This is a genomic window from Metallosphaera javensis (ex Sakai et al. 2022), assembly GCA_021654415.1.
Taxonomy (GTDB): Archaea; Thermoproteota; Thermoprotei_A; order Sulfolobales; family Sulfolobaceae; genus Metallosphaera; species Metallosphaera javensis.
On the sequence record AP024487.1, the window covers coordinates 194,038 to 220,019 of the forward strand.

28 protein-coding genes are annotated in these 25,982 nt (G+C 50.2%); 19 read left to right on the forward strand and 9 right to left on the reverse strand.

All coding sequences use genetic code 11. From position 1 onward, the window contains the following. The first annotated feature begins 15 nt into the window (after window positions 1–15). The 3 genes from pyrE to QVC96_RS01150 are packed head-to-tail and all read left to right on the forward strand — an operon-like array spanning window position 16 to window position 1,848. Window positions 16–591, forward strand: a complete 576-nt coding sequence (gene pyrE, locus QVC96_RS01140) for an orotate phosphoribosyltransferase (RefSeq protein WP_238025781.1) — start codon at window positions 16–18, stop codon at window positions 589–591. Further along, window positions 588–1,235 carry an orotidine 5'-phosphate decarboxylase / HUMPS family protein gene (locus tag QVC96_RS01145; RefSeq protein WP_238025780.1) on the forward strand — a complete coding sequence of 216 codons (648 nt, stop codon included), beginning with the start codon at window positions 588–590 and terminating at the stop codon, window positions 1,233–1,235. Before pyrE ends, QVC96_RS01145 begins: the two co-directional genes overlap by 4 nt. Further along, entirely contained in the window at window positions 1,207–1,848 is a 642-nt protein-coding gene (locus QVC96_RS01150) for a hypothetical protein (protein ID WP_287689711.1), read from the forward strand. Before QVC96_RS01145 ends, QVC96_RS01150 begins: the two co-directional genes overlap by 29 nt. Here the strand turns inward: QVC96_RS01150 and QVC96_RS01155 are convergent. The 5 genes from QVC96_RS01155 to QVC96_RS01175 are packed head-to-tail and all read right to left on the reverse strand — an operon-like array spanning window position 1,845 to window position 5,487. Next, window positions 1,845–2,855, reverse strand: a complete 1,011-nt coding sequence (locus QVC96_RS01155) for a phosphate uptake regulator PhoU (RefSeq protein ID WP_238025777.1) — start codon at window positions 2,853–2,855, stop codon at window positions 1,845–1,847. The two genes, QVC96_RS01150 and QVC96_RS01155, sit on opposite strands and share 4 nt — an antisense overlap. A gap of 23 nt (window positions 2,856–2,878) precedes the next feature. Continuing rightward, the gene (gene cdvB3, locus QVC96_RS01160; RefSeq protein WP_287689712.1) at window positions 2,879–3,376 is read right to left on the reverse strand and encodes a cell division protein CdvB3; all 498 of its coding nucleotides are present in this window, start codon (window positions 3,374–3,376) and stop codon (window positions 2,879–2,881) included. A gap of 40 nt (window positions 3,377–3,416) precedes the next feature. Further along, window positions 3,417–3,740 carry a winged helix-turn-helix domain-containing protein gene (locus QVC96_RS01165; protein ID WP_238025775.1) on the reverse strand — a complete coding sequence of 108 codons (324 nt, stop codon included), beginning with the start codon at window positions 3,738–3,740 and terminating at the stop codon, window positions 3,417–3,419. Between the two features lie 24 nt (window positions 3,741–3,764). Beyond that, window positions 3,765–5,114, reverse strand: a complete 1,350-nt coding sequence (locus QVC96_RS01170; RefSeq protein ID WP_287689713.1) for a dihydrolipoyl dehydrogenase family protein — start codon at window positions 5,112–5,114, stop codon at window positions 3,765–3,767. Further along, window positions 5,104–5,487, reverse strand: coding sequence for a hypothetical protein (locus QVC96_RS01175; protein WP_287689714.1), 384 nt, complete (start codon window positions 5,485–5,487; stop codon window positions 5,104–5,106). Before QVC96_RS01175 ends, QVC96_RS01170 begins: the two co-directional genes overlap by 11 nt. 88 nt (window positions 5,488–5,575) lie before the next feature. Here QVC96_RS01175 and QVC96_RS01180 point away from each other — a divergent pair, with 88 nt between their 5' ends. Next, window positions 5,576–6,220 carry a tRNA(Phe) 7-((3-amino-3-carboxypropyl)-4-demethylwyosine(37)-N(4))-methyltransferase gene (locus QVC96_RS01180; RefSeq protein WP_238025772.1) on the forward strand — a complete coding sequence of 215 codons (645 nt, stop codon included), beginning with the start codon at window positions 5,576–5,578 and terminating at the stop codon, window positions 6,218–6,220. Here QVC96_RS01180 and QVC96_RS01185 read toward each other — a convergent pair. From QVC96_RS01185 to metG, 3 genes are read right to left on the reverse strand one after another with little or no spacing between them, the layout of a single operon-like run. Then, window positions 6,146–6,778, reverse strand: coding sequence for a 7-carboxy-7-deazaguanine synthase QueE (locus QVC96_RS01185; RefSeq protein ID WP_287689715.1), 633 nt, complete (start codon window positions 6,776–6,778; stop codon window positions 6,146–6,148). The two genes, QVC96_RS01180 and QVC96_RS01185, sit on opposite strands and share 75 nt — an antisense overlap. Beyond that, the gene (locus QVC96_RS01190) at window positions 6,759–7,754 is read right to left on the reverse strand and encodes an NOG1 family protein (RefSeq protein ID WP_287689716.1); all 996 of its coding nucleotides are present in this window, start codon (window positions 7,752–7,754) and stop codon (window positions 6,759–6,761) included. The genes QVC96_RS01185 and QVC96_RS01190 overlap by 20 nt, the downstream gene beginning before the upstream one ends. Then, complete coding sequence (gene metG, locus QVC96_RS01195) at window positions 7,748–8,086, reverse strand: methionine--tRNA ligase subunit beta (protein WP_238025769.1); 339 nt, start codon at window positions 8,084–8,086, stop codon at window positions 7,748–7,750. Before metG ends, QVC96_RS01190 begins: the two co-directional genes overlap by 7 nt. Window positions 8,087–8,190: 104 nt before the next feature. Between metG and purC the strand changes: the two genes are divergently transcribed. From purC to lysX, 15 genes are all read left to right on the forward strand, one after another. Then, entirely contained in the window at window positions 8,191–8,892 is a 702-nt protein-coding gene (purC, locus tag QVC96_RS01200) for a phosphoribosylaminoimidazolesuccinocarboxamide synthase (RefSeq protein ID WP_287689717.1), read from the forward strand. Next, the gene (gene purS, locus QVC96_RS01205; protein WP_238025767.1) at window positions 8,889–9,161 is read left to right on the forward strand and encodes a phosphoribosylformylglycinamidine synthase subunit PurS; all 273 of its coding nucleotides are present in this window, start codon (window positions 8,889–8,891) and stop codon (window positions 9,159–9,161) included. Before purC ends, purS begins: the two co-directional genes overlap by 4 nt. Further along, entirely contained in the window at window positions 9,142–9,810 is a 669-nt protein-coding gene (gene purQ / locus QVC96_RS01210; RefSeq protein ID WP_287689718.1) for a phosphoribosylformylglycinamidine synthase I, read from the forward strand. The genes purS and purQ overlap by 20 nt, the downstream gene beginning before the upstream one ends. Continuing rightward, window positions 9,807–11,915 carry a phosphoribosylformylglycinamidine synthase subunit PurL gene (gene purL, locus QVC96_RS01215; protein ID WP_287689719.1) on the forward strand — a complete coding sequence of 703 codons (2,109 nt, stop codon included), beginning with the start codon at window positions 9,807–9,809 and terminating at the stop codon, window positions 11,913–11,915. The genes purQ and purL overlap by 4 nt, the downstream gene beginning before the upstream one ends. Beyond that, window positions 11,909–13,252, forward strand: a complete 1,344-nt coding sequence (gene purF / locus QVC96_RS01220; RefSeq protein WP_425598006.1) for an amidophosphoribosyltransferase — start codon at window positions 11,909–11,911, stop codon at window positions 13,250–13,252. Before purL ends, purF begins: the two co-directional genes overlap by 7 nt. A 4-nt stretch (window positions 13,253–13,256) precedes the next feature. Then, window positions 13,257–14,462 carry an amidophosphoribosyltransferase gene (locus tag QVC96_RS01225; RefSeq protein ID WP_287689721.1) on the forward strand — a complete coding sequence of 402 codons (1,206 nt, stop codon included), beginning with the start codon at window positions 13,257–13,259 and terminating at the stop codon, window positions 14,460–14,462. Then, on the forward strand, window positions 14,463–15,896 hold the full coding sequence (purD, locus tag QVC96_RS01230) for a phosphoribosylamine--glycine ligase (RefSeq protein WP_238025762.1): 1,434 nt from the start codon (window positions 14,463–14,465) through the stop codon (window positions 15,894–15,896). Continuing rightward, window positions 15,890–16,861, forward strand: coding sequence for a phosphoribosylformylglycinamidine cyclo-ligase (gene purM, locus QVC96_RS01235; RefSeq protein WP_287689722.1), 972 nt, complete (start codon window positions 15,890–15,892; stop codon window positions 16,859–16,861). Before purD ends, purM begins: the two co-directional genes overlap by 7 nt. Window positions 16,862–16,917: 56 nt before the next feature. Next, complete coding sequence (locus tag QVC96_RS01240) at window positions 16,918–17,364, forward strand: hypothetical protein (protein WP_012021912.1); 447 nt, start codon at window positions 16,918–16,920, stop codon at window positions 17,362–17,364. Window positions 17,365–17,442: 78 nt separating this feature from the next. Next, complete coding sequence (locus tag QVC96_RS01245; RefSeq protein WP_238025759.1) at window positions 17,443–17,628, forward strand: hypothetical protein; 186 nt, start codon at window positions 17,443–17,445, stop codon at window positions 17,626–17,628. A 99-nt stretch (window positions 17,629–17,727) separates the two neighbouring features. Continuing rightward, window positions 17,728–18,903, forward strand: coding sequence for an argininosuccinate synthase (locus QVC96_RS01250; RefSeq protein WP_238025758.1), 1,176 nt, complete (start codon window positions 17,728–17,730; stop codon window positions 18,901–18,903). Then, window positions 18,903–20,249, forward strand: a complete 1,347-nt coding sequence (argH, locus tag QVC96_RS01255; RefSeq protein ID WP_287689723.1) for an argininosuccinate lyase — start codon at window positions 18,903–18,905, stop codon at window positions 20,247–20,249. The genes QVC96_RS01250 and argH overlap by 1 nt, the downstream gene beginning before the upstream one ends. Next, window positions 20,224–21,342, forward strand: a complete 1,119-nt coding sequence (gene carA / locus QVC96_RS01260) for a glutamine-hydrolyzing carbamoyl-phosphate synthase small subunit (RefSeq protein ID WP_287689724.1) — start codon at window positions 20,224–20,226, stop codon at window positions 21,340–21,342. Before argH ends, carA begins: the two co-directional genes overlap by 26 nt. Continuing rightward, window positions 21,329–24,469, forward strand: a complete 3,141-nt coding sequence (gene carB / locus QVC96_RS01265) for a carbamoyl-phosphate synthase (glutamine-hydrolyzing) large subunit (protein ID WP_287689725.1) — start codon at window positions 21,329–21,331, stop codon at window positions 24,467–24,469. The genes carA and carB overlap by 14 nt, the downstream gene beginning before the upstream one ends. After that, window positions 24,469–25,314 (forward strand): lysine biosynthesis protein LysX, encoded by an 846-nt coding sequence (gene lysX, locus QVC96_RS01270; protein ID WP_238025754.1) that lies wholly within the window; start codon window positions 24,469–24,471, stop codon window positions 25,312–25,314. The genes carB and lysX overlap by 1 nt, the downstream gene beginning before the upstream one ends. On the opposite strand, the gene QVC96_RS01275 is transcribed toward lysX, so the two are convergent. Next, window positions 25,311–25,916, reverse strand: a complete 606-nt coding sequence (locus QVC96_RS01275) for a haloacid dehalogenase (protein WP_287689726.1) — start codon at window positions 25,914–25,916, stop codon at window positions 25,311–25,313. The genes lysX and QVC96_RS01275 overlap by 4 nt on opposite strands. Window positions 25,917–25,982: the final 66 nt, after the last annotated feature.

The window sequence follows — 25,982 nt, forward strand, 5'->3', positions numbered from 1 at the left end:
CTAGACTGGGTTACAATGGATATAGGAGAAGTCTTAGTGAGAAGAAAATTGCTCCTCATTGGTAACTTCGTGCTAACGTCAGGGAAGACCAGTCCCTACTACATCGACCTCAGGAGGTTCCCAAGCTACCCAGAATTTCGACAGGTAGTGGAGGAGGCTATCAAGAAGGTGGAGAAGGTCGGGTTTGATTTCATAATGGGTGTGGCGACGGGAGGTGTACCCCTAGCTTCTTTTCTGGCATGTAAGATGAACGTACCCATGGGTTACGTAAGGGTTGAGAAGAAGGGGCACGGGACGGATAAGCTGGTGGAAGGAGAGGTTTCCAGTAGAAAGGTTCTGGTGGTTGATGACGTGGCCACCACGGGGGGATCCCTGGAGAGGGCGTCGGTGGAGATAACCAAGAGTGGCGGTAAGGTGGTGGGAGCACTGGTGATTGTGGACAGGGAGGAAGGAGCATCTGAAAAGTTGAGGGATCTTGGAATAGAGTTCATCTCCGTGTTTAAGATAAGTGACATCCTGCGGTCTGTCTCCAGTACCTTGAGTGAGAGTGAAAGAAAACTCATCGAGGAATATCTAGGTGGAATTAAGTGAACAGGGTTATCCTTTCCCTAGATTCTCCCGTTCCCGAGGAAACCTTAAGGAAACTTAACGGTAAAGTGGCGGGGATTAAGGTGGGATGGCCCCTCCTTCTTTCCCTGGGCAAAGGGAGAGTTAAGGAACTCATGGACCTTGTTGAAGGGATGAAAATACTCGATCTGAAACTTGCTGACATAGACAACACGATGCTGTTGATTGCGGATGAACTGAAGGACGTGGCCAACTCCTTCATAGCCCACGCCTTTGTGGGTGTGGAGGGGGGTCTTGCACCACTTAGTCAGAAGGTGGATCTATTCCTTGTGCTGTCCATGTCCCATCCTGGATGGAATGACGCCTTCTACCCCTACCTGAGGGAAGTGGCCAGAAAGGTGAATCCAAGGGGTTTTGTGGCACCAGCTACCAGACCATTTATGATCTCAAGGGTAAAGAGCGACTTTCCAGATAAAGTGGTGATATCCCCTGGTGTGGGTGCTCAGGGGGCTAAGCCTGGAGTGGCCCTATGTCATGGTGCCGATTACGAGATAGTGGGCAGGAGCATCTATCAGTCTCCCGACCCCATCAAGAGGGTGGAGGAGATAGTGAGAACACAGGAGGAGGTCCTGAGTTCCTGTGAAGGAGCAAAAGATAGGGGTTCATGATACCTCCGTCAGGCTGGCCAAACTTTCCTCGCTGGTGAACAGGGCAGAGGAGATTTTCGAGGAAAACGATGTAGTGTGCACCACTGACCTGGAGGATCTCTTCTCTGAGGTTCCAGTGGAGGGAGTTAAGAGCGGGAAGGGGCCGTATCCCTACAGCATACTCTATCGCGAGATCTATATGGCACACCTGAATTTCCTTAAACAGGTATTCATGGATTACTCCAAGAAGACCATGGGTAACGGCGTGGAGTTCATTTCGTTCACGCTGGATACGGGGGAATACGTTATTTTCGAGGGAGAGGAGAACAGGGTGAGTCTACCCATGCCCCATGGTGTCACGTCAGCCCACACCCATCCAGGAATATGCCTCTTCTCGAATCCAGATCTGGAGACCGCAGATAATCTGCTCATAAAGGGCTACTTCAGCATAGGGGTCATGAATCCCGAATGTGCCCTCATCCTATATAGAAATGGACCCTACACCCTAGAGGACAGAGATTCATTACTTGACCTAGCTAGCAAGGTCAAGAAGGCTAAAACGCTCGAGGAACTAACCAAGGCTTACAACTCGTTTAGGGCACCGAATCTCGTAATGTCCTTGAACAGGCTCTAGGACTCTACCGCCTTAGTCTTGGCGAGCAGGTTTATGGTTGTCTCAGCCAAATCAAGGGAGTACCTGCTGACCCTTCTGAAGGAATCCGTGACAAGTAGGAGGGAAGGTTTAGTGCTCTCACTTGACCTAAAGATGGCCTCCGTCACCTTTTTATGCTCCATGGCAAGCTCGTAATCCTGGTCTATGATCTTGTTGGCTATCTCCCTCTTTCCGTTCAGGAATGCCCTAGTAGATTCCTTGTAAACCTCAAGAACCTTACTCCCAAAGTCCAAGATTGGTTGAGGTGTTTGAGGTCCAATTTCTAGGGCCAGACTTGAGATTCTGCTGGCGTGATCTGCAATCCTCTCAATGGACTTAACTGCAGAGTAAATATCCACTATCTGGGTTGCGTTATACCCCTCTTCCTCCAGTATCTCAAATGAGCTGATACTGAGTGTCAATTGTCTGGCTACGTAAAAGTAGAATCTGTCCACCTCATCATCCCTCTCCTGGACCTCCTTGGCCATCTCCCCGTCGTTGTTCCTCAGGGCGTCCAATGTGTCCTTCAACATGTTTTGAGTGATCACGGCAGCCCTGTTTATGGCCCTCGATATGGGTAGATCCTTTTCGTTAACCAAGAACTGAACCGTGAGGTTAGAGTTGTCCTCCTCTATAACCTCTGCGCCAAGAAGTCTCTTCCTTACACTATCCTTGACTAGAGTCCTCTCTTCAGCCTTCATCTTGGGACATATCAGCGAAACTATCGTGAAACCTGCCATGTAGTAGGCAATGAACTCCCTAACCGCGAAGGTAGGCCTCAGATTTTCGCAGGTTATGGTTGCCCTGTTCTGCTTGGTATCCTGTGGAATTCCCTTAGGGACAAGGAGAAGCCTGAAATTGTTATCCTGAATTACCTCGATTTCATCTCCAGGATTCAGGGATAGTTGTCTCACCCACGACTTGGGTAAGGATATGATGTAAGTGGAACCGCCAGTCAACTGAATCCTTCTTGATGATCTACTCTGCATACTATATATAGAACTATATATATTTAAGCTTGAGTACCTACCCTAGTCTTGTTTCTACTATTAACTATATTTTCGCTCTCCTTGAGGATGGCCTTGGCCTCTTCCCTAGCCTTGATTCTCATGGATTCAGGTACCTCTACCGAGGCATAGAAGCCGGAATAGAGCTCGTCCACGAGAATGCTCAGCTCCGTACTCAGGAGGGGAGTTAGCCGCTTAAACTCCTTCAGTGCCTCCATTAGGTTTACCATGTCCTGGGATATATAATCTATATAGGTCAGGGTCTCAAGTTTAAGTTCGACCATCTCGAGAAGGATGTCAAGCCTTTCCATGTAATTGAGTATGTTTTCCAATTGTTCCGACTCCTTAGCGTACTGTTCAGCAAGAGTGGCGAACCTTGTCGCGTTATTAGCTGAGAGTCTCTTGAACTGCTCTGCCCTAGAGCTGAGCCTGCTTTGCCATAGCCTTATTTTACCCCTGGCAATCTTAACGTCAATGAGAAGTCTCTGAAACTCTTTTTTCATGAGATTAGTATCGTGGCATAACGCTTAAGAGAGTTTAGGGTTATTTTTTTGTGGTTTTGGGCATCTTTACATCAGAAATGAGCTCATTGAAAACGTCAATGTACATCATGAATGACTTGCTTGGTTTATATAGTGCGCCATAGCCTGTGCCTTCCCTTGTTATTATCATGTTCTCCATTAGGACGTCCAAGTGATGCTGGACAGTCTTGTAATCCAGGGAGAGGACGTTACTCAACTGGTTTGCGTTCAAGGGAGACTTCAGGAGAGCCTCCACAATTCTTATCCTAGTGTTGCCTCCCCTTGATGTCAAAAATAGAAAAATGAAAAGCTTCCTTACCTGTCGCCTCTCCCTATCGTCACCCATTTACATATCCACACTGATCCCATCTTAATATATCTCTCCGTGAGTCAGCCTCTGAATTGCCTCACCAATCACTTCGCTCACCGTGGGATGGGAGAAGGTCACGGAATACAGTTGAGTTATGGTTATGCCCAACTCCATGGCCAAGGCCATGGTATTGATAACCTCTGTCGCCCCCTCACCAATCATGTGAGCACCTTCAATCTTGTTCCCTGCCACCACCAGTTTCAGGAATCCTTCGGTCTCATTGAGGGTCCAGGCCCTGGGTATGTCCTTCATCTCAACCATCACCTCCCTGGCGTCTATTCCAGCCTTCTTCAGGTCATCAAGGGTCTTTCCCACTGTCCCTATTTCCATATCCGCAAATATGGAGGAGGGAATATACTTGGGCATCTTGCTGTCCTTCCCTCCTATGTTATCGCCTGCCACTATTCCCTGCCTCCAGGCCTTGGTCGCGGACAGTGGCACTCCCGCCACATCTCCTGCAGCGAAGACCTTGGGGTTTGTGGTTCTTCCCCTTTCGTCAACTTTCACGTATCCTCTCTGATCCGTTTCCACCCCAATCTCCTTGAGGTTAAGGTTTTCAGTGCTAGCTTTCCTGCCTATGGTGACAACGGCCAGGTCTCCCTCCACTTCCTCGGAAGCGTTTGGAAGGTTAACGGAGAACTTCACAGTCCCATCGGAGTTTATAATCTTGGACTTGGCGTTGAGGTATATCCTGATCCCCTTCTCCTCCAACCTCTTCTTGGTGGTTGACGCCAGATCCCTGTCAAATCCCGGCAATAGCTGGGGCATTAGCTCCAGAATGGTCACTTCCTTGTTCAGGGCCCTGAACAGGGTCGCAAGCTCCACTCCAGCAACTCCTCCCCCAACTATCACAATCCTGTTCTTGAGCTCCCTCAGGTTCATGGCAGTCCATGGATCCAGAACGTTCTTCCCGTTGAGGGGAAAGTCCGGCAGGGATAGGGGTACTGATCCCGTGGACAAAACTAGGTGATCACCCGTTATGGTCTTTCCTTCCACCTCCACCTCTCCCTGAGCCTTTATCTTGGCATTTCCCTTAATCACCCTCACGTTTCTGGCGTTAAGGTTGTGTTCCATCCTGTCCTTAATTGCCGTTATTATCCTAGCCTTATTCTCGTTTAACTTAGCGTAGTCCAAGGTTGCAGAGGAAACTATCCATGGGGAGGAGGATACCCTGTTCACTGTCTTCACTGCGTCAATAAGGGTCTTGGAAGGTATGCACGCCCTATTTATGCATTCGCCTCCCACCTGGTCCCTCTCAACCAGGGCTACTGTCTTTCCAAGTTCTGAGGCCCTGAGAGCAGCAGAAACGCCTGCCACTCCGCCGCCTATTACTATTACATCAAAGTCCATGGTCACTACTCTTACGAGAGAGTATAAAGGTTTTTAACCTACGAAGGGCATGTGCAGCGTCCTCATCTCTCACCGCGTGAAGACAGTGGAGGGCAACGTACTCAAGGTCAGTGTAGACCCCATACTTCTCGTGTATATCGTTCAGGGAGAGGTCCAGATCTAAGTAATCCCTTGCGAACTCTGGATTGCAGTCGTACGCTATCTTAAGGAAAGCTAGATAAACCACTCTTCTCCTTCCTCCCCTCTCCAGCAATACCTGAGTTTCCAGGGGAATTTCATTTAACTCCGCCAGGCTACCCGGATCTATGAAGTCAACCTTAACCCTGAACTCCTCCCTTCGTCTGTAGAGGTCCACTACTTCCCTAGCTTTCATGGGTCACTAAAGGAGAGTGGGAATAAGTTCTTTACCCCTTTACCTGTCCGACGACTAGTTATTTAGTTAAGCAAGTAAAGCTTAATCTATGCTCAACAGGGATTCAGAGTGGTCGAGGTTTAAGGAAGAAGCCAACGCCCGACTGCTAAGGGATAAGGAGATAGGGTACCTGGATCCAGATATCTGGGACCTCCTGGAGGCATTCATGAAGAGGGATAAGGCATTCACCTACAGCAGTTGCAGTGGAAGGATAACCGTGATTGACTCCTTTTATCCGTGGAGCAGAAAGGACTCCTCAGTAATATACAAGAACCATCTTGGACTACCCGGCGACGAACTGCCCAGAATTGTGGAAAGAAAACACGTGAGGAGGTTGTGGCTTATTGTCCAAGGTCCTATCCTTCACGTTTACACAAGGGACTACGAGGAGGCGTGGACCATTCTCAAGACTGCAAGGGAGGTGGGTTTCAAGCACAGCGGAGTCCTGGTTGAGAATCGCAAGGGAATTCTGCTGGAACTGAGAACCGGGATAAGAATGGTTCACCTCCTGAAGGATAGGGTATCCCCACGCCTTGAGGAATTGGAGGAGGTGACCAAAGTGGCCAACGAGATACTTGCCAAGGGGAAGGAGAAGAAGAATCAGCTAAGGGACGCAATCCTATCTATAGGAAATGATCCTGTGAAGCTGGGGAAGGACCCTGAAGGGGAGTCCCAGCTCCATAACGGCGTCTGATAGCTCCCTGAGCGCCTGTGTGTAGTCCTGCCTGTTGCCGTCGGGTTGAACTATCACCTTCTCGGGATCTATTCTTTGTTCCTCAACGAAGTCCTTCACCTCCCTGAGGTCCCTGTAGGGCTCAACGATTACAAACTTGTAGTATGTGGCCCAGTCATCTGAGAAGTCGTACCTCAGCCTATGACCTGAGTTGGACAGTTTTGGGGAAACGGAAAACACGTCCACAATCTTCCTGAGTTCCTGTTTAGGCTTCACGGTCCCATTGGTCTCCACGGCCACGTTGTAGCCCATGTTCTTTAGAGTTGAGGCCAGCGGGATCAGATCCTGAAGGAGTGGTTCCCCACCAGTGATTGTGGTCCACCTGACCGACCTGCTCAGCTTACTGATTATTTCCTCCAGCTCCATGGGTTTCCCGTCCTCCCTCACCCACGAGAACTTGGTGTCGCACCAAACACAACGGAGGTTACATCCAGCTAGCCTGACGAAGTTTGACGGTCTCCCTATTACAAGCCCCTCTCCCTGAATTGACGTGAATATTTCAACAATCCAGTACCGCACTTGGATCCTGTGAAATTGACTTAAGCCAATTAAAAATTTCCCTCTTAAGCTCGGGAATTCCAGTTCCCTTTTCCGAGCTTATTTCTAGGACTTTGTCTCCCACTCTGGAGAGTATTTCCCTCCTCATGGCTTCGTCAACTGCATCTATCTTGTTCATGGCTAGGATAACCGGTTTGCCAAGGGCCTTGACCTCCCTCATGATATTCAGCTGTTGTTCTGCCCCGTAAATGGAGGAGGTCGAAACGTCAAAGAGGAAAATAACCAGACCGTTGAGATTCCTCAACGCATTGACAGCCTTCCTTTCAATCACATTCCTTTCAATGTCAGGCCTATCCAGAATACCAGGGGTGTCTATTACCTGAACCCTCACACCACAGTCCATGTGGCCAACGTGAATCTCCTTGGTGGTGAAGGGATAGTTGGCAATCTCAGGTTTGGCTGAGGATATCCTAGACACCAGAGTGGATTTCCCAACGTTTGGCGGTCCAGCTACCATTACTGTGGGAAGTTCCGGGTCTATTGCCTTCCCCTTGGAGATCACTGCGACCACTTCAGAAATCCACTCAACGCAATCGCTCATTTTCCTCAAGATGGAACTGGCCCTGCCGAACCCAGCCCTCATGAGGGAGTTGGCCCTCTCCTCCGGTTCCCTCCTGATCATGACCATGTATCTCTCGAGCATGTTCTGGGCCATGCTGGCGTGCCTTGATATGGCAGATAGGCACATTCTCACCCTGTCCAGAGATCCTGAGGCGATCTCCAGCGACGTTCTGTAAAAGGGGTGAAGGTCATTGATCCTGGGAAAGGCCTTCACGAACTCAACGTAAACCTCTATCCTGTCCCTGTAGTCCTTTAGCCTCCTGATCTCCCTTTCCTTAACCGTCTTTCCCCCAATGGAGCTGAGCCTCTTTGCCTGGGATTCCACGAAGCTGTCCACGCTGGGTGGGGGTCTAAGCCTCTCAAAGGGGTTCAACATATTCTGGTACCCGGGGGTACGTCCCCATCAGGCGCGAGAAGGACAGGTTTCACTCCCCTTTGTTCATCCTCCTTACAGCCTGCAGCTAGTATCATTCCTTGACTTTCATATCCCCTTATCACCCTGGGTTTCAGGTTAACCAGGACTATCACCTTCTTGTTAACCAGCTGTTCTGGAGTGTAGTATTCGGCAATGCCCGATATTATCTGCCTCGTTTCTCCTCCAAGGTCTATCTTGAGCTTCAGGAGCCTAGTTCCCTCTATCCTTTCCGCTTCAACGACGAGTCCGACCTTCATCTCAACCTTCTGAAAATCGTCTATTGTAATTTCCATGCCTGAACCAGAAATCCCATCGTTTAATAGCTGAGTTTACTTGAGGAAGTAAATATAGACGCAGTTGAGAGGCGAATTTTTAAGCTAAACACGTAAATGTTGTTATGGAGAAAATTTCGGAGGGAAAGACCAAGGAAGTCTTTTCCCTTGATAACGAACATGTTCTCCTTAGGTTCAAAGACTCCGTAACTGCTGGGGATGGGGCCAAGGCGGACGTGATAGAGGGGAAGGGAGTTCTGAATGCCCAGACCTCAGCTCTCCTCTTCAGATTGCTGGAGAGGGATGGCATAGAGACCCATTACGTAGGAATGAAGGACGAGAGGACCATGATTGCCAGAAGATTAACCATGATACCCGTGGAAGTTGTGTTGAGGAACTACGCCACCGGGAGTATCGTGAAGAGGTTGCCCATAAAGGAGGGGGAAGTCTTCAATCCACCCATCGTGGAATTCTTTCTCAAGGACGACGCACGTCACGATCCCCTGCTCAATTACCACCACATGAGACACCTCAAGCTCATGAATGAGGAGGAAGCAAGGCAGGTGGAGGATATCATGGTCAGGGTTAACGATACCCTATCCAGAGTGATTTCCAAGATGGGACTCATACTTTACGATTTCAAGCTCGAGTTTGGGAGAGATGAAGGTAAACTTGTGGTGGGAGATGAGATCTCCCTGGATTCCATGAGAGTGAGGGAACCCAACGGGAGGATCTTGGATAAGGACCTTTACAGGAAGGGATATCCACTGGATCAGGTCAAGTCCTCCTACGTGGAATTTCTGGACAGGTTGAGGTCAGTGATATGATGTACAGGGTGGAGTTAATAATACTCAACAAGGATGGAGTGAGGGATCCGGAGGGCGAGACCCTCAAACGATACGTAGTGGACTCAACCTTGCCCGGTAAGGTTGCTGAGGTGAGAGTGGGAAAGATAGTGGTTGTAACCATGGAGGCTTCTTCAAGGGAGGAGGCAGAGAAATTAACAAGGGAACTGGCAGAGCAGAGAAGGCTGTACAATCCCATAGTGCACAAGCTCCAGGTGAGGGCAGAGAAGGTTGAGGACGGCAGTGATTAAGTTTCCAGGTACCACCTGTGAACTTGATGTTGTGAAGGCTCTGAAAGTGGTTGGCGCACAGGCGGAGGTGGTTAAGTTCAACTCCCTGGATCCCGACAGGTATGAGGCAGTGGTCATCCCTGGGGGCTTTAGTTTCGGGGATTACTTGAGGGCTGGGGCCATTGCTGCCAACAGTGAGGCCATGAAGGGGGTAAGGGAGATGGCCAATGAGGGAAAGCTGGTCTTGGGTATATGCAACGGGTTCCAGATCCTAGTGGAGTCCGGACTGCTTAGAGGTGCCCTTCTTCCCAACATTAACTTGAGGTTCGTAACCAGGTGGGTCAGGATAAGGGTCAGGAGAAAGGATACCCCCTTCACAGGGGAGAGTAAGGATGTGCTTTTCATGCCCATAGCCCACGCGGAGGGGAGGTACTTTCTTGATGACGAGGAGATAGCCTCCAGGCTCGCTGTTTTCCAGTATGTGGATGAAAGGGGAGAACCATCACCCCAAGCCAACCCCAACGGATCTCTCATGAACATTGCAGGAATCACCAATGAGGCAGGGAACGTTCTTGGATTGATGCCACATCCGGAAAGGGCCTCTTTTTCCTCAATTTCACCCGATGGATCGAGAGACGGACTTGAGATATTGAGGGTGTTTGGGAAATGATCCTCACACTATCAAGTGGCGAAATGGAAGTGGTGAGAAGGGTTCTGGGGAGAGAACCCAGGGAAGCGGAATGGAAACTGGTTGATGCGCTATGGTCTGAGCACTGCTCCTACAAGAGCTCAAAGGTTTTCCTCAGGAGTCTGCCCAGCACTGGTCCCAACGTCATAATGAGCGTGGAGGACTGGCAGGATGCCGGTGCAGTGGACGTGGGGAACGGGCTTGCGCTAGTTCTCAAGGTTGAAAGTCACAATCATCCCTCGGCAATTGATCCCTTCAATGGTGCAGCCACTGGAGTTGGGGGAATTCTGAGGGATATTATAAGTAAAGGAGCAAAGCCCATAGCCCTTCTGGACATGATAAGGGTTGGGAAACTTGACGAGAAGGGAAAGTGGTTACTCAGGAACATTATTGCGGGAATAGGCTTCTACGGAAACAGCGTCGGAGTTCCTGTCGTTGGAGGGGAACTTTCATTTGACGAGACCTATAACGATAATCCACTTGTGGACGTTGCATGTGCGGGGATCGTGAGCAAGGATTCCATTGTGCCCAGTGTAGTTAAGGAGCCAGGTCTGAGACTTGTCCTCGCCGGCTTCACGGGATTGGACGGTCTTGGAGGAGCTTCCTTTGCCTCCAGGAAACTGAGCGGTATGGACGAGATCGGAGCGGTTCAGATAGCGGATCCTTTTGCGGGGAAGATAATCATTGACGTGACCCTGGAGGTCGCAAAGGAGGTTGAGGCCATAAAGGATCTTGGGGGCGGAGGACTGGCCGTGGCAGTCACGGAGATGGCCAACGGACTTGGTGCGGTGGTTAACCTAGAGAAGGTACCCTTGAGGTTCAAGTATCTTTCGCCGGAGGACATCATAATATCTGAGACCCAGGAGAGGATGCTCTTTGCAGTGAAACCTGAAAGGGTGGAGTCCGTGTGCTCCAAGTTCAGGGAGTACAACTATCCGTGCGAGGACATAGGCGAGATCACCGCTGACCCCACCATAAGGTTCCAGTATAATGGGCAGGTAGTGGCTGAGTTACCCTCAGACCTCCTTCTTTCTCCTCCCCTCAACGTCTGGCCGGCGGAGAGAGCCTCAAGGAGGAGAGAGCCAGGGAGGGAGGTTCCCCTCGGGGAGGCATTGAGGGCTATACTCACTCATCCTGATCTGGTAAGCAAGGAGTGGGCCTACTCCCAGTTTGATTATGAGGTTGGAACGTCCACTGTGGTGAAGCCGGGGCAGGCGGACAGCGCTGTAGTGGAGTTGCCCAACGGGAAGTATCTTGCGCTGAAGGGAGACGCCAACCAGGATCTCTGTGCCGAGGACGCGTACGAGTGTGGTAAGGCCATAGTTGCCGAGGCATACAGGAACCTAGCTACGGTTGGGGCAAGGGGAATAGCCCTGGTGGATCACCTTCAGTTTGGAGACCCCAGAAAGCCCAACGTGTATCAAGACTTCATAGATGCAGTGAGAGGGATATCGGAAGCCTCAAAGTTCTTCTCCATTCCAGTGGTAGGAGGAAAGGTATCGTTCCACAATGAGGACAAGAACGGAAATCCCATAAAGCCTACCCCTCTCGTGGTGATGGCGGGACTCATTGAAGGTAAACTGGCTAGGAACAGGATAGATGAGGGCAACCTTGTACTGATTGGGGAGACAAGGAACGAACTGGCTGGAACCCTCTTCTCCAGGATATTCGGTGGAGGTGGAGAAGTGGCCAAGACCAAGTTAATAGAAGATCTGATAGCGTCAAACCTGGTAATAAAGGGAATAAACGAGGGCAAAGTAATCTGGAACAAGGATATATCCAAGGGTGGTCTTGCGGGAGCGCTTCTCCCAATCCTGACCAAGGGATTTTCCGTGAAGATTTCCTCCTCTCACGTGGTTGGGACCTCAAGCGTCCTCGGAAAGATGTTCTCGGAGAACGGAGGGAGGTTCCTGGTGCTCACAAGCGATCCACAGTGGTTTATGTATCAGGCTGGAAGGATGGGAATACAGGCCTCTGCAATAGGGAAGGCAACCAGGGATGGAGGCAAACTTGTCCTGGACGACGAGACCTTCCCCATGGATTCCGTGGTGGAGAACTACTATACCTTTCTGGAGGGGTCATTATGAACGTAAAGGAACACTGTGGGGTTTTCGGGGCCGTGGGGCCAGACTCGACGAAGCTCACCTTTGAGGGTCTTAAGCTCCTTCAGCACAGGGGGCAGGAATCGGCAGGAATCTCGTGGATAGAAGGGGGTAAAGTCCTTACTAGAAAGGGACTTGGCCTGGTGGGTGAAGCTCTGGATCCCAAGGACATAGGGGAGTCGTTCTTTTCCATTGGTCACGTGAGGTACTCAACAACTGGGTCCACCACACTTCAGGAGGCCCAGCCCCTAGACGATGGTTCCATAGCGGTTTCTTTCAATGGTACCATAACCAACCATTTCAGGTACGGGAGGTTCTCCACGGACACGGAGTTCATTCTCTCCTTTCTCAGGGGGCAACTCTCCCAGGGAAGGAGCCTGGAGAGCTCAGCTAAGGCATTCATGGACGTTGCTGACGGAGCCTTTTCCCTTCTGGTTCTCTCCTCTAGGGAGGAAATCGTGGCCATGAGGGATCCTCGGGGTTTCAGACCCCTTGTCATAGGCGAGATAGGGGAAAACAAGGTTGTATCATCTGAGGACTCAGCAATCAAGCAGTTGGGGGGAAGGGTAATAGGTTTCGTTCATCCAGGGGAGATAGTTAAGATAACCAGGGATAACCTGATCAGGGAGAGGGTTTCCTCCCTTCCTACGACCACGTGTGCCTTTGAGTACATCTACTTCTCCAGGGCTGATTCCGAGATAGATGGAATCTCAGTGTACGCGTCAAGGATCAGGCTCGGAGAGTTACTGGCCAGGAATCATCCAGCACGGGGAGACATCGTGGTCCCGGTGCCTGACTCTTCAAGACCCATTGCTCTGGGTTTCTCAAGGACGAGCGGTATCCCCATGGAGGAGGCCCTGGTTAGAACCGTATCCTCAAAGCGATCCTTCATTATGCCATCCAACGAGAAGAGGAACGAGGTATTAAAGGAGAAGTTTGGGGTTGTTGAATGGGCGATCAGGGGAAAGAGAGTAGTCTTAGTTGACGATTCCATAGTCAGGGGAAACACCATGAAGAGGTTGGTGAACTCGCTGAGGAACGCCGGGGCTAACGAGGTTCACATCAGGATCGGGTCACCCATGATCAGGTTTCCCTGTTACATGGGAATTGATTTTCCCAGAAGATCGGAGCTAGTGGCCAACGTTGGGGATGAGAGGGCCATAGCTAGAGAGCTCAATGCCGATAGTGTGGAGTATCTCTCCGTGGAGGAGATGGTTCAGGCCATTGGGAGAACCACCCTATGTAAGGCATGTTTCACGGGAGAATACCCCTTGAAGGGGAAATATGACCTCTCCAGTCTGGAGAGCGTTTTCGCAAGGTGATAAAATGGCGGGAATAGTCGGTCTCCTGGCATTCGATAAGGTATGGAACATATCCAGGTTCCTGTACTACTCCATGATAGGGCTCCAGCACAGGGGCTACGCCTCAAGTGGAGTGGTAATGCTAAACCAAGAGATGAGATCAGTCACGAGGGACGTATCGCCCGAGGACCTGGAGTTTCAGCTGGAGGGATGGGCAGGAATAGGCTACACAGGATCAAGGAGGGGTTACCCCATCCACAACGATGAAGTTGCCATTGTAGTGGATGGAGTTCTCAGGGAGCCTGAGAACTTCCTAAAGACCTTCGCCAGGGACAGGGAAAGAGCGCTCGAGGAAGCCAAGGGAGCTTTCTCACTAATAGCCATGACCCGTGACGGTGAGATAGTGGGGTATAGGGATGAAACTGGGGTGAGACCTCTCAGCTTGGGAGGTTTCGGCTTCGATATGGGCATAATTGCGTCAGAGCCAGTGGCAATGTCGGTGATAGGTGGGGATTTCAGAAGAGAAGTGATGCCCGGAGAGATGGTTACAATCTCGAGCTTAAACGTCAAGTCAACGCAGATTAAGGAGCCCAGAAAGGCTTACTGCTCCATTGAGTATGTTTACCAGGCGAGGATAGACAGCGTGGTGAACGAGTCCAACGTGTATGAAACCAGGGTGAGAATTGGGGAGCAACTGGCTGAGGAGAAACCCATTGAGGCTGACACCGTGATAGGCGTTCCTGACACGGCGCTTCCCTTCGCCGTGGGCTACTCTAGGAAGCTGGGCCTTCAACTGGACCTGGGTTTCACGAGAACCGGAAGCCCCATAAGGACCATGCTGGCCTCCGACAGCTTCCTGAAGATAGTGGGAGTACAGCTGAAGCTGAACCCCATAAAGAGCGCAGTCTTCGGGAAGAGGGTGGTACTAATAGATGACTCAATGGTTACTGGAACAACTCTGAAAAACACCATCATGAGCCTCAGGAGGCTTGGCGCCAAGGAGGTTCACGTACTTATCGGCAGTCCCAAGCTTATATCAGCATGTCCGTACGGCATAGAGGTACCAGAGGATAAGGAGTTAATCGCTGCCAACCTCTCGGAGGAGGAAATAGCCAAGGTTCTGGGTGCGGATTCGATTCACTGGTTATCTCTAGAGGGGTTATCCAGGGCAATATCCAAGTCCACCCTCTGCACGGGGTGCATGACCAAGAGGTATCCAAAGGTGATCTGAATGAAGGTTCTACTCGTGGGAGATGGAGCTAGGGAACACGCAATGGCGGAGGCGCTGGCGAGCTCTCCGCAGGGATACAGGGTATATGCCCTTTCCTCTTACGTGAATCCCGGGATCAGGGAGGCGGTGAACAGAACTGGCGGAGAATACACTCAAGGAAACATAAACTCCAGGGAGGAGGTAGCAAAGGCCATCAAGAGGTTCAACCCAGACTTCGGTGTGGTTGGACCAGAGGATCCCCTTTTCCACGGCGTAGCTGACGAGTTCAGGAAGAACGGAATACCGGTTGTGGGTCCCAACATGGCGGGGGCCGAGATAGAGAGATCCAAGGTGTGGATGAGACAACTCATGTGGAAGTACAGGATTGATGGCAGGCTCAGGTTCAGGAGCTTCACCAGCCTTGAGGAGGCCTCAAGGTTCATTGTGGAGTACGGAGGGTCTGTGGCCGTGAAGCCAGCTGAGCAGGTGGGAGGAAAGGGAGTGAAGGTTGTGGCGGACATTCAGGCTTATCTCTCCAACGAGAAAAGGAGGGCGTTAAGCAAGAGCGTGGACGAGATAGGGTCTCTAGTGAAGAATGAGGTCAAGATAATCATCGAGGAAAAGGTGGATGGGCCAGAGTACACCCTTCATGTCCTGACTGACGGCCATACCTTCCTACCGCTTCCGCTCGCGCAGGACTATAAACATGCATACCAGGACGGAATAGGCCCCGAGACGGGTGGTATGGGATCCGTTTCAGGTCCGGGGAGACTCCTTCCGTTCATCAATGAGGAAGAGTATGAGAAAACACTGAAGATTGTTCAGGACACGGCCAGGGCCATCGGCCAGGAGACGGGGGAATCATACAGGGGGTTCATTTCAGGACAAATGATGCTCACCGAGCTATGGGGGCCCACCGTGATAGAGTTCTACTCCAGAATGGGAGACCCGGAGACCTCGGCCATCATACCCAGGATAACCTCAGATTTCGGTTACCTTCTACAACTTACTGCCGAGGAGAGGTTAACTCAGGCCAAGCTTGAGGTGAGGATGGAACCCTCGGTGGTGAGGGCTGTCGCCCCCCTGGGTTATCCATTGAGAAGGGATATGGCCACGGGAAAGGAGATTTCGCTGGACGTTAAGGCCATGAGGGAGAAGGGATGTCTGGTGTACTTCGGCTCCATATCCTATGAGGGTGGCAAGCTCGTGACAAAGGGATCAAGGGCACTGGAACTGGTGGCTCTGGGCGACTTTGAGGAATCCTCCAGGAAACTGGACGGTTGCATCAAGATGATCTCAGCCAACACCGAACTGGTGTACAGGACTGACATTGGTAGAACACTGGGAGAGCAGGTTGAGAAGGCCGAAATCGTGAGATACTCCTATCAGAATAGGATAAGAAGGAATTCCCTGGGAGTATCTGCCGACTGGGCACCAAACGGTGGTTTGTGGTGAGCGACTACAAGGATGCTGGAGTGGACCTGGAGAAGCTGAGGGGAATTCACAGGGACATCGCCTCCATGATATCCTCCACCTACAGGAGGACAGTGCTGGGGGCAGGTCACTACTCTGGAGTCGTGGAAATAAATGGACTGAAGCTTGCTATTCACGTAGATGGAGTTGGTACAAAGGTACTCCTTGCCAGAAAGGCAGGGAAGTATAGAAGTGTGGGAATAGATTGCGTTGCCATGAACGTGAACGATCTCATTAGCATAGGTGCCAGACCCATTGCCATTGTAGATTACATAGCCATGGAACAGCCCTCCGACGACGTGATCTCAGAGATAGTTCAGGGACTCGTGCAGGGCGCCAAGGAATCTGACGCAGATATTGTTGGGGGAGAGACTGCGGCAATGAAGGATGTGGTTAACGGCTTCGATATATCCTGCACCGCCCTGGGAGTTGTGGAGAAGCTGAAAACCGGGGAGGAAGTCTCACCCGGTGACGTCCTAATAGGACTGGCCAGCAACGGAGTTCACGCTAACGGCTACTCCCTGATAAGGAAGCTACTTAACGAAGGGAAACTGTCCTGGAAGGACTGGGAGGAGGAGCTCCTGAAACCCACGAGGATTTACGTGAAACCAGTCATGGAGGTCCTCGATCTCATCAAGGCTGCAGGCCATGTGACAGGAGGTTCCTTCACCAAATTGAGGAGGATAACAAGCTACTCCCTGGAGTTAACCCTTCCAGATCCGCCCTCAATATTTAAGGCCATTGAGCAGGCCGGTGTGTCCCACGAGGAAATGCACAGGGTCTTCAACATGGGTGTAGGGATGGTGCTCTTTGTGGACAGGAGTTACGCCGAGGAAGTTCTCAGGAAATTAAACCCCTACGTCCCATCACAGATCATTGGGGAGGTTAAGGACAGCCCAGGTCAGATTAAAATAACCACGTACAAGTCCCAGTTTCTTTATTTATAGAATTTTATCAATCCCTTTTAAACTCTGAATGATAAAGCAGTTTCTAGTGGCTAAGTATGAAGCCAGTTGATATAAAATCTCTCGTAAATTATGTCTCTTTGAAGATACTAGGAGGAGGCGACTATCTACTGAACGCCTTGGAGGAATACCTAGTGAAAGGTGAAGGACCGGCCATTGTAGCACACAAGTACAATATCTCAAAGCACCAGCTCAGGGGTTACGCTCAACGTATCATTGAGAAGAGCGGCAGCGAGATCAGGGCCAAGAAGGTGATTCCCATTCTCCAGTATCTAGCTGAGGGTATTGAGCCCATAGTTGAAAGGAACGACAATGGAGTTTACACGTGCAAGCTCTGCAACACCGTGGTTGCAAGGGAGGATACGGAGGAACATGTTAGAAAATATCACAAGGATCAACTTTCTCTTGCTATCAAGAAAATGATGGAGAGACTAGAGGAGTACAAGGCGAAAAGGGAGAAGGCCCTCGTGGTCACCGCCTCATAAAGTTAAGATTTCTCGTGTTTATGTCCCAATCTGCCTAGGCAAAGTTTTTATGTTAAGATAGGATAGTATTACCTTGCCATGAACAAACAAACTGTAAGTTTGAGGCTTAAATATGAAATTCTAGATGAAATAAATAGGCTGATGCCAAAGGCTGACGTCAGGACAGTGTCGGAATTCATCATCACGGCCATTAGGGAATGCCTCGATGACGAGATGTGCATGAAGGATTTCGATGAGAAAATACTACACCAAGGATTACCGTAACCTTGATTGAAGGATTCCTTCAACTTTATCTTTATCAAGAATTACGTTATTTTCATTATCCCCATAGCTTATAACTCAGAGTTCTTCGTAAGAGTGAAGATGAAAATAGTCCTAGCTTATTCGGGAGGTTTAGACACCACTGTTGCAATCAGGTGGTTAAGCGAGACTTACCACGCAGAAGTGATAAGCGTTAGCGTAGATGTGGGGCAAAGGGATGACTTCAAGAAAATTGAGGAGAGGGCATACATGGCGGGGAGCGCTAAGCATTACCTAGTGGATGCAAAGAAAGAGTTCGCTGAGAACTTTGCCCTCAAAGACGTCAAAATGAACGGACTTTACGAGGAAGTGTATCCCCTAGCGACGGCGCTGGCCAGACCCCTCATAGCAGAAAAGGTTGCTGAAATCGCAAAAAAGGAAGGCACGGAGTATGTTGCCCACGGCTCAACGTCAAAGGGAAATGATCAGGTCAGGTTCGACCTGGCTCTGAAGACCGCTCTGGAGAACGTGAAAATAATTGCGCCGGCCAGAATCTGGAAAATGACCAGGGAGGATGAAATAGCCTTTGCCAGGGAAAGGGGAATACCCATAAAGACAGAGAGCAGTAAGTACAGCATCGATGAGAATCTTTGGGGGAGAAGCATAGAGGGAGACATCATCTCTGATCCCGCCTCAGAGGTTCCAGATGACGCATTTGAGTGGACGGCAGTGAGAAAACAGGATAAACTGAGGTTAAGCGTGGAGTTCGAGAAGGGAGTTCCCGTGGGGATTAACGGTGAGAGGCTTGATCCTGTGACGCTCATATCCAAGCTAAACGAGGAGATAGGTGCCAGGGGATTTGGAAGGGTGGAGCATCTGGAGAACAGGGTAGTAGGTTTCAAGTCAAGGGAAGTATATGAGGCACCTGCCGCACTGGCCCTCATTGCAGCGCACAAGGACCTGGAGAAAACCGTGTTGACACCACTGGAACTCAGGTTCAAGAGGCAACTTGATTCGTTATGGTCTGACCTGGTTTATCAGGGACACTGGTATGAACCCTTGAGGAATACCCTAGAGATTGCGGGAGACGAGATAAACAGGTGGGTGTCTGGAGAGGTCAAGCTTGAGGTTGATCACAAGAGTCTCAGGATACTGGGCAGGACCTCACCCTACTCGCCCTACTCTGAGAAAATATCCTCCTATAATAAGGGATGGTATCCCTCAGATGAGGAGGCCAGGGGATTCATTGAGATCTGGGGAATGCACTCCTTGCTAACAAGGAAGGCGAGGTATGGTTAATGCTGTACAGGAAGTGGGGTTCAAAGGAGGACAAGGTAGTAACCTATACTTCCTCCTCAAGGGAGGACGTCAGGATACTGGACAAGGTAAAGCAGGTAATGAAGGCCCACGTAATAGAGCTCTTCCTGTCTGGAAACATTACCAAGGATGAGGCCAGAAAACTGCTTCAGGGCATAAATTCCTTCACGAGGATAGATCCCTCCTATGAGGACGTTCATGAGGCACTGGAGGATCACCTCATTAAGACCGCCGGTGAGGCGGGTGGTTCGATAGGCCTGGGGAGAAGCAGGAACGACCATGTGGCCACGGCCCTGAGACTGGAAATGAGGGAGGAGTTACTTGCGCTCCTGGAACAGCTCTTGGACTTCAGGGGGATGATCCTGAAGAGAGCTGAGGAGAACCTTGGTACCTCCTTCGTTGTGTACACTCACTTTCAGCCCGCCCAGCCAACGACCTTTGGGCATTACCTGCTCTACGTAGAGGAGGAGGTTGCCTCCAGGTGGAGTTCCATTTACAGGACCCTCGACCTGGTAAACAGATCTCCACTGGGAAGCGGAGCCATAGTGGGTAGCTCCGTTAACCTGAACAGGGATAGGGAGTCCACACTCCTTGGTTTCAAGGAGGTTCTCGTTAACACCATTTCAGCCACCTCCTCCAGGGCAGACCTCATCTCCTCAGTGATGGAGGTGGTCAATCTAATGCTGGCCCTGAGTAGGATCGTTGAGGACATGATACTGCTCTCCTCTAAGTTCGTGGGAATACTGGAGTTACCTGATACCCACGTGAGTACGAGTTCGCTCATGCCCCAGAAAAGGAACGCAGTTACCATGGAGGTGCTCAGGGCCAGAGTTTCAAGGGTACTCGGTGATCTAATGTCAATTGTGTCAACATACAAATCCCTTCCATCAGGGTATAATCTTGACCTCCAGGAGGTGAACCCGCTCCTCTGGGAGGTTCTTGATGAGACGAGGACCGGAGTGGAGGTCCTTCATGACCTTCTCACCAAGGTAAGGGTGAAGGAGTTCAAGATGGATAAGGAGATACTTTCCACAGATGAGGCGGAAATCTTGAGCGGAAAGGGAATCAGATACAGGGATGCATATTTTACCGTAGCCAAAGCAGTGAGAGAGGGCAAGTTCTCACCCACGATCACCCCTGAACAATCGGTGTCCAGAAAGGCAGTGAAGGGAAGTCCCAGCCCTGAGAGAATGAGAGAGGGTATTTCCCTCGCTAGGGAAAGATTGAATGGTGACGCCAATTTGTTAAGAGAATATAAAAACTGGATTCTCAAAGGAGAAGGGGAATTGAGGCTGATGGAAAATGACATACTGCAAGAGGGGAACTGAAGGACTGATATACCTTGAGGACGGAACCCTGCTGAGAGGTTGCGGGTTCGGTGCCAAGGGGGTAAGATACGGCGAAGTTGTGTTCACCACGGCAATGAACGGTTACCCCGAATCCATGACTGATCCGTCGTATAGGGGGCAGATCCTCATCATAACCCATCCCCTCGTGGGCAATTACGGAGTACCGGATCCCATTGTGAGGAATGGAATCCTGCAGAACTTTGAGTCCGAGAAAATTCAAATTGAGGGACTTGTGGTAACGGAAGAGACTGATCCCTCCAAGTGGAACTCGTCCAAGAGCCTTCACCAATGGATGGTGGAACAGGGTGTTCCTGGCGTTTCCTCCGTGGATACCAGGTTGCTAGTGAAGAAGGTCAGAACTTTGGGTTCCATGATGGGAGTGATAGCCTCGGGGGAACAGGTTGAGGACCCGAGGAAACATATTGAGCTGAGATACGACGAGATCGATTTCACAAGGTTCACCTCTCCCAAGTCTCCTATCATCCATCAGAACAACTCACCGGACATAATTGTACTCGTGGATTGCGGTATAAAGCACGGCATACTGGAGGAGCTTTACAAGACAGGATTTACCATTGTCAGGGTTCCTTGTAAGTCCAGCGCAGATGAGATAATGAACTACTCCCCTAAGGGTGTGGTTTTTGGAAACGGGCCCGGAAATCCCAACATTCTAAAGGATCTGGTGAAGAACTTCTCAGCAGTTATGGAGTACAAGTTGCCCACCCTCGGAATATGCCTTGGACATCAGGTGGCGACTCTCGCCCTAGGAGGAAATGTCAGGAAAATGAAATTTGGTCACAGGGCTATAAATAAACCCGTAACGGACGTTTCCAACAACAAGTGTTACATCTCCACGCATAACCATGGATATGGGGTGTACAAGGAGGACATTCCGCCAGACACCCAGATCTGGTTCGTGAATCCAGACGATGGGGTAGTTGAGGGATTGATACACAAAAAATTTCCCTTGATCACGACCCAGTTTCACCCGGAGGCTAGGCCTGGACCCAATGATACCACTTGGGTTTTCCAGAAGTTCAAGAAGATGGTGATAAAGGATGAAGGGAATTAAAAAGGTACTAGTTGTGGGTTCAGGGCCCATTAAGATAGCTGAGGCTGCAGAGTTCGACTATAGTGGATCCCAGTCTCTCAAGGCCTACAGGGAGGAGGGCATAGAGACAGTGCTGGTTAACTCCAACGTAGCCACGGTTCAAACTAGCTACGGAATGACCGACAAGCTCTACATGGTTCCGGTCACCTGGTGGTCGGTGGAGAAGGTTATTGAGCAGGAGAGACCCGATGCCATAGCCATAGGGTTCGGGGGACAGACAGCACTTAACGTGGGCGTAGATCTTTACAAGAGGGGAATTCTGCAGAAGTACGGGATCAGGGTACTCGGCACTCCCATAGAGGGAATAGAGAAGGCATTGAGCAGGGAGAAGTTCAGGGAGACCATGATAGACGTTAAGATTCCTGTTCCGCCAAGTTTCTCAGCAAAGAGCTCAGAAGAGGCTCTGGAAAAGGCCGAGGAAATTGGCTATCCAGTAATGGTGAGGGTTAGCTTCAACCTGGGAGGTAGAGGTTCCACCGTTGCCTGGGACAGGGAATCCCTGAGAAAGAGCATAGACAGGGCGTTCTCGCAGAGCTACATCGGGGAGGTTCTAGTGGAGAAGTACCTTCATCACTGGAAGGAGTTAGAATACGAGGTGGTGAGGGACTCAAAGGGGAACTCTGCTGTCATAGCGTGTGTGGAGAACTTGGATCCAATGGGCGTTCATACTGGGGAATCCATAGTGATAACGCCCTGCCAGACACTGGACAATAAGGAGTTACAGGAGATGAGGACGCTTTCAATGAAGGTTGCAGAGTCCATAAGTCTAGTGGGAGAATGTAACGTGCAGTTTGCGCTGGATCCGAGTAGCTATACTTACTACGTGATCGAGACCAACCCAAGAATGTCCAGATCCAGTGCCCTCGCAAGTAAGGCCACTGGTTATCCACTGGCCTATGTGTCGGCTAAGCTATCCCTTGGTTACACGTTGGAGGAGATCTTGAACAAGGTATCCGGGGCAACCTGTGCCTGCTTTGAGCCCAGCTTGGATTACGTTGTCATGAAGATACCCAGATGGGATTTGCAGAAGTTTGAGGAAGTGGATACTAGCCTGAGCACCGAAATGAAAAGCGTGGGGGAGATCATGAGCATAGGAAGGTCCTTCGAGGAGGCCCTTCAGAAGGGACTGAGGATGCTTGATATTGGTGAACCTGGGGTAGTGGGAGGAAGATATTACATGTCCACTGCTCCCAAGGATGATGCCCTCAAGAAACTGAGCAAGAGAATACCCTACTGGCCCATATGGGCTGCCAAGGCGTTTAAGGAGGGGGCATCTGTGGAGGAAGTGTATAAGGTAACAGGAGTGGATAGGTTCTTCCTCAGGAAGATTGAGAACCTAGTCAAAACCTTTGAGGGGATCAAGGGATCCAAACTCGACCTAGAGAAGTTGAAGTACCTAAAGACGCTAGGTTTCAGTGATGAACAGGTGGCCGTAGCTATAAACTCCAGTGAGGAGGAAGTATGGAAAGTTAGATCCTCTAATCGCATCCTACCCAACATAAAGCTGATCGACACCCTGGCTGGAGAGTGGCCTGCAGTCACCAACTACCTCTATCTAACCTACGTTGGGTCTGAGGATGATATAGAGCTAAACTCCACTGGGAACAACCTCCTCATAGTGGGGGCTGGAGGTTTCAGGATTGGGGTCTCCGTGGAGTTCGATTGGGGAGTGGTGGAGTTAATGAAGGCCTCCCTCAAGTACTTTGACCAAGTAGCTGTCCTGAACTATAATCCCGAGACCGTCTCCACAGACTGGGACGTAACCAGGAAGCTCTACTTTGACGAGATATCTGCCGAGAGAGTTCTGGACATAGTAAACAAGGAGAAATACACCTACGTGGCGACCTTTGCTGGAGGCCAGCTGGGTAACAATATTGCAAAGAAACTAGAGGAGAGAGGAGTGAAACTTTTCGGGACATCGGGATCCTCGGTGGACATGGCGGAGGATAGGGAAAAGTTCTCCAAGCTTCTGGACAAACTGGGGATAAAACAGCCAGAATGGATATCCGCAAGGGACTCAGGGGAGATAAGGAAGTTCGTGGATCAGGTTGGCTTCCCGGTATTGGTTAGACCAAGTTACGTGCTGAGCGGATCTTCCATGAGCATAGTGCGGAGTGAGCAGGAACTGGAGGAGGTCATTCAGAGGGCAAGGCTGTCCACGAGGTATCCCGTGGTAATCAGCAAGTTCCTGGAGAACGCCTTTGAGGCTGAGGTGGATGCTGTTAGCGACGGTAAGGGTGTAATTGGGGTGGTTATGGAACATGTGGAGGAGGCCGGGGTTCACAGCGGTGACAGTACCATGTCCATTCCCACCAGGAAGATCACTCCAGTGGTTCAGGACCTGAAGAAGATATCGCTGACCCTGGCTAGGGAAATTGGGGTCAAGGGGCCCTTCAATCTGCAGTTCGTGATAAAGGATAACATGCCATACGTTATAGAAATGAACCTCAGGGCAAGCAGATCCATGCCCTTCTCCAGCAAGGCTAAGGGGGTTAACCTAATGGAGATGGCGGTGAAGGGTATCCTTCAGGGATTGGACCTTGATGAGTTCATGGAGCCAGAAAGCAAGTCCTGGGCAGTGAAATCACCTCAGTTCTCGTGGACCCAGCTCAAGGACTCCTATCCGTTCCTTGGTCCTGAGATGAGAAGCACTGGTGAGGCTGCGTCCCTGGGCACGAGTTTCTACGACGCATTGTTAAAGAGTTGGCTCTCATGTTCGCCAAACAGACTACCCAAGCAAGGCAAGATAGCGCTTGTTTACGGAAAGGAAAATATTGACTCGCTGAGGGAGGCTGGGCAGAACCTTGAGAGGTATGGTCTTACCGTGAATACCTTAGATTTCGCTGAAATTTCAGGGTTCGATGTTGTGAACCCAGAGGATGCATTATCCTTAATAAGGAAGGGACAAGTGGATCTCGTGGTGACTAACGGATACATGAAGAACCTTGATTATAACATTAGAAGAACTACCGTGGATCTCAACATACCAATCATCCTTAACGGAAGGTTGGCAAAGGAGGTGTCCCACGCCATGTCCCTGAACGAAATGACGTTCTACGAAATAAGGAGGTATGGAGGAGGGATCTGATGAAAGTTGCTCTAATCGTGGACATAGTCAGGCAAGAGGAGAAGCTTCTGGTGAAGGCACTGAACGATAAGCAGGTGAGTTACGACGTACTTAACGTGGCTCAGGAGCCCCTGCCCTTCAACAGGGCACTGGGCAGATATGACGTAGCCATTATAAGGGCGGTGAGCATGTATAGGTCCCTATATGCCGCTGCTGTGTTGGAGGGAACGGGAGTCCACACCATTAACTCAACAGACGTGATAAGTGTAGCTGGAGACAAGATATTGACCTACTCCAAATTGTTCAGGGCGGGGATACCTGTACCTCAATCCATTATTGCCATGTCACCAGATTCGGTGATGAAAGCTTACGAACAGATTGGGTTCCCTCTCATTGACAAGCCCCCAATAGGTAGCTGGGGAAGAATGGTTTCCCTTATCAGGGATATCATTGAGGGAAAGACTATCATAGAGCACAGGGAGATGATGGGTAATTCTGCCCTAAAGGTTCACATAGTCCAGGAGTACATAACAGGAAAGAACAGGGATATAAGGTGTATCGTAATGGGCAATGAGCTTCTGGGATGCTATGCAAGGAACATCCCTTCCAACGAATGGAGGGCAAACGTAGCCCTCGGGGGAACTCCAACTCCTCTTGAGGTAGATGACGCCCTTAAGGAGACAGTGCTAAAGGCTGTGAAAGTAATAAACGGCGAGTTCGTCTCCATAGACGTACTTGAACATCAATCCAGAGGCTACGTTATAAACGAGCTCAATGATGTCCCCGAGTTTAAGGGGTTCATGCTGGCCACAGGAATAGATGTTCCCAACAGGCTCGTGGATTACATTAAGGAAAAGTTTTCCTAATCCTGGTCCACCTTTCCCACCACCTCAGCAAGGAACACGTCATGTCTCGTGTCCTCCAAGATTTTTCTCATGGCATCAACTTTTTGCCTGAGTCCAGGAACTAAGGACTTGGGATACTCCAGCCTCCAAAGTATATCATAGAGGTTTTCCATCTCCTCCAGGATCCTCCTTCCCCTTTCCTTATCCCCCCTTCTAAGACTTTCAAGGGCAGCTCTCCTCATTTCTCCTATGGCATCAGCCAACCCTGTAATGTAATATATATCAGGTATCCCTAGATCCTTGGGCAGATTCAGGGGTAAGTCAAAATAGAAGGAAAGCACCACACTTGCCTCGCTGATCTCCTGAAAGGCAACACCGACGTCACCAAACAACAGCTCCGGGAAGTTCTGGACAATGTTTTTGATCTCCTCAACCCTTTTCTTTGCCTGACTGTACTTCTCCATAGCTTCCTCCTTCTTACCCCTGTGACTCAGCGATATGGTCTCTCCAGAAAAGCGAATTACCTCCCTAGATATCTGAAGTAAACGCTCCCTGTTCTCGAACCTGGACATTAATTTTTCTTCTACCGATGAGATATACTCACCTATTATATCCGTGAACATAACGGGATTATGAGAGAGTGATTTAAAGATTTTCTAGGTTGCCTCTGCGGGCAGGACCTACTAAAT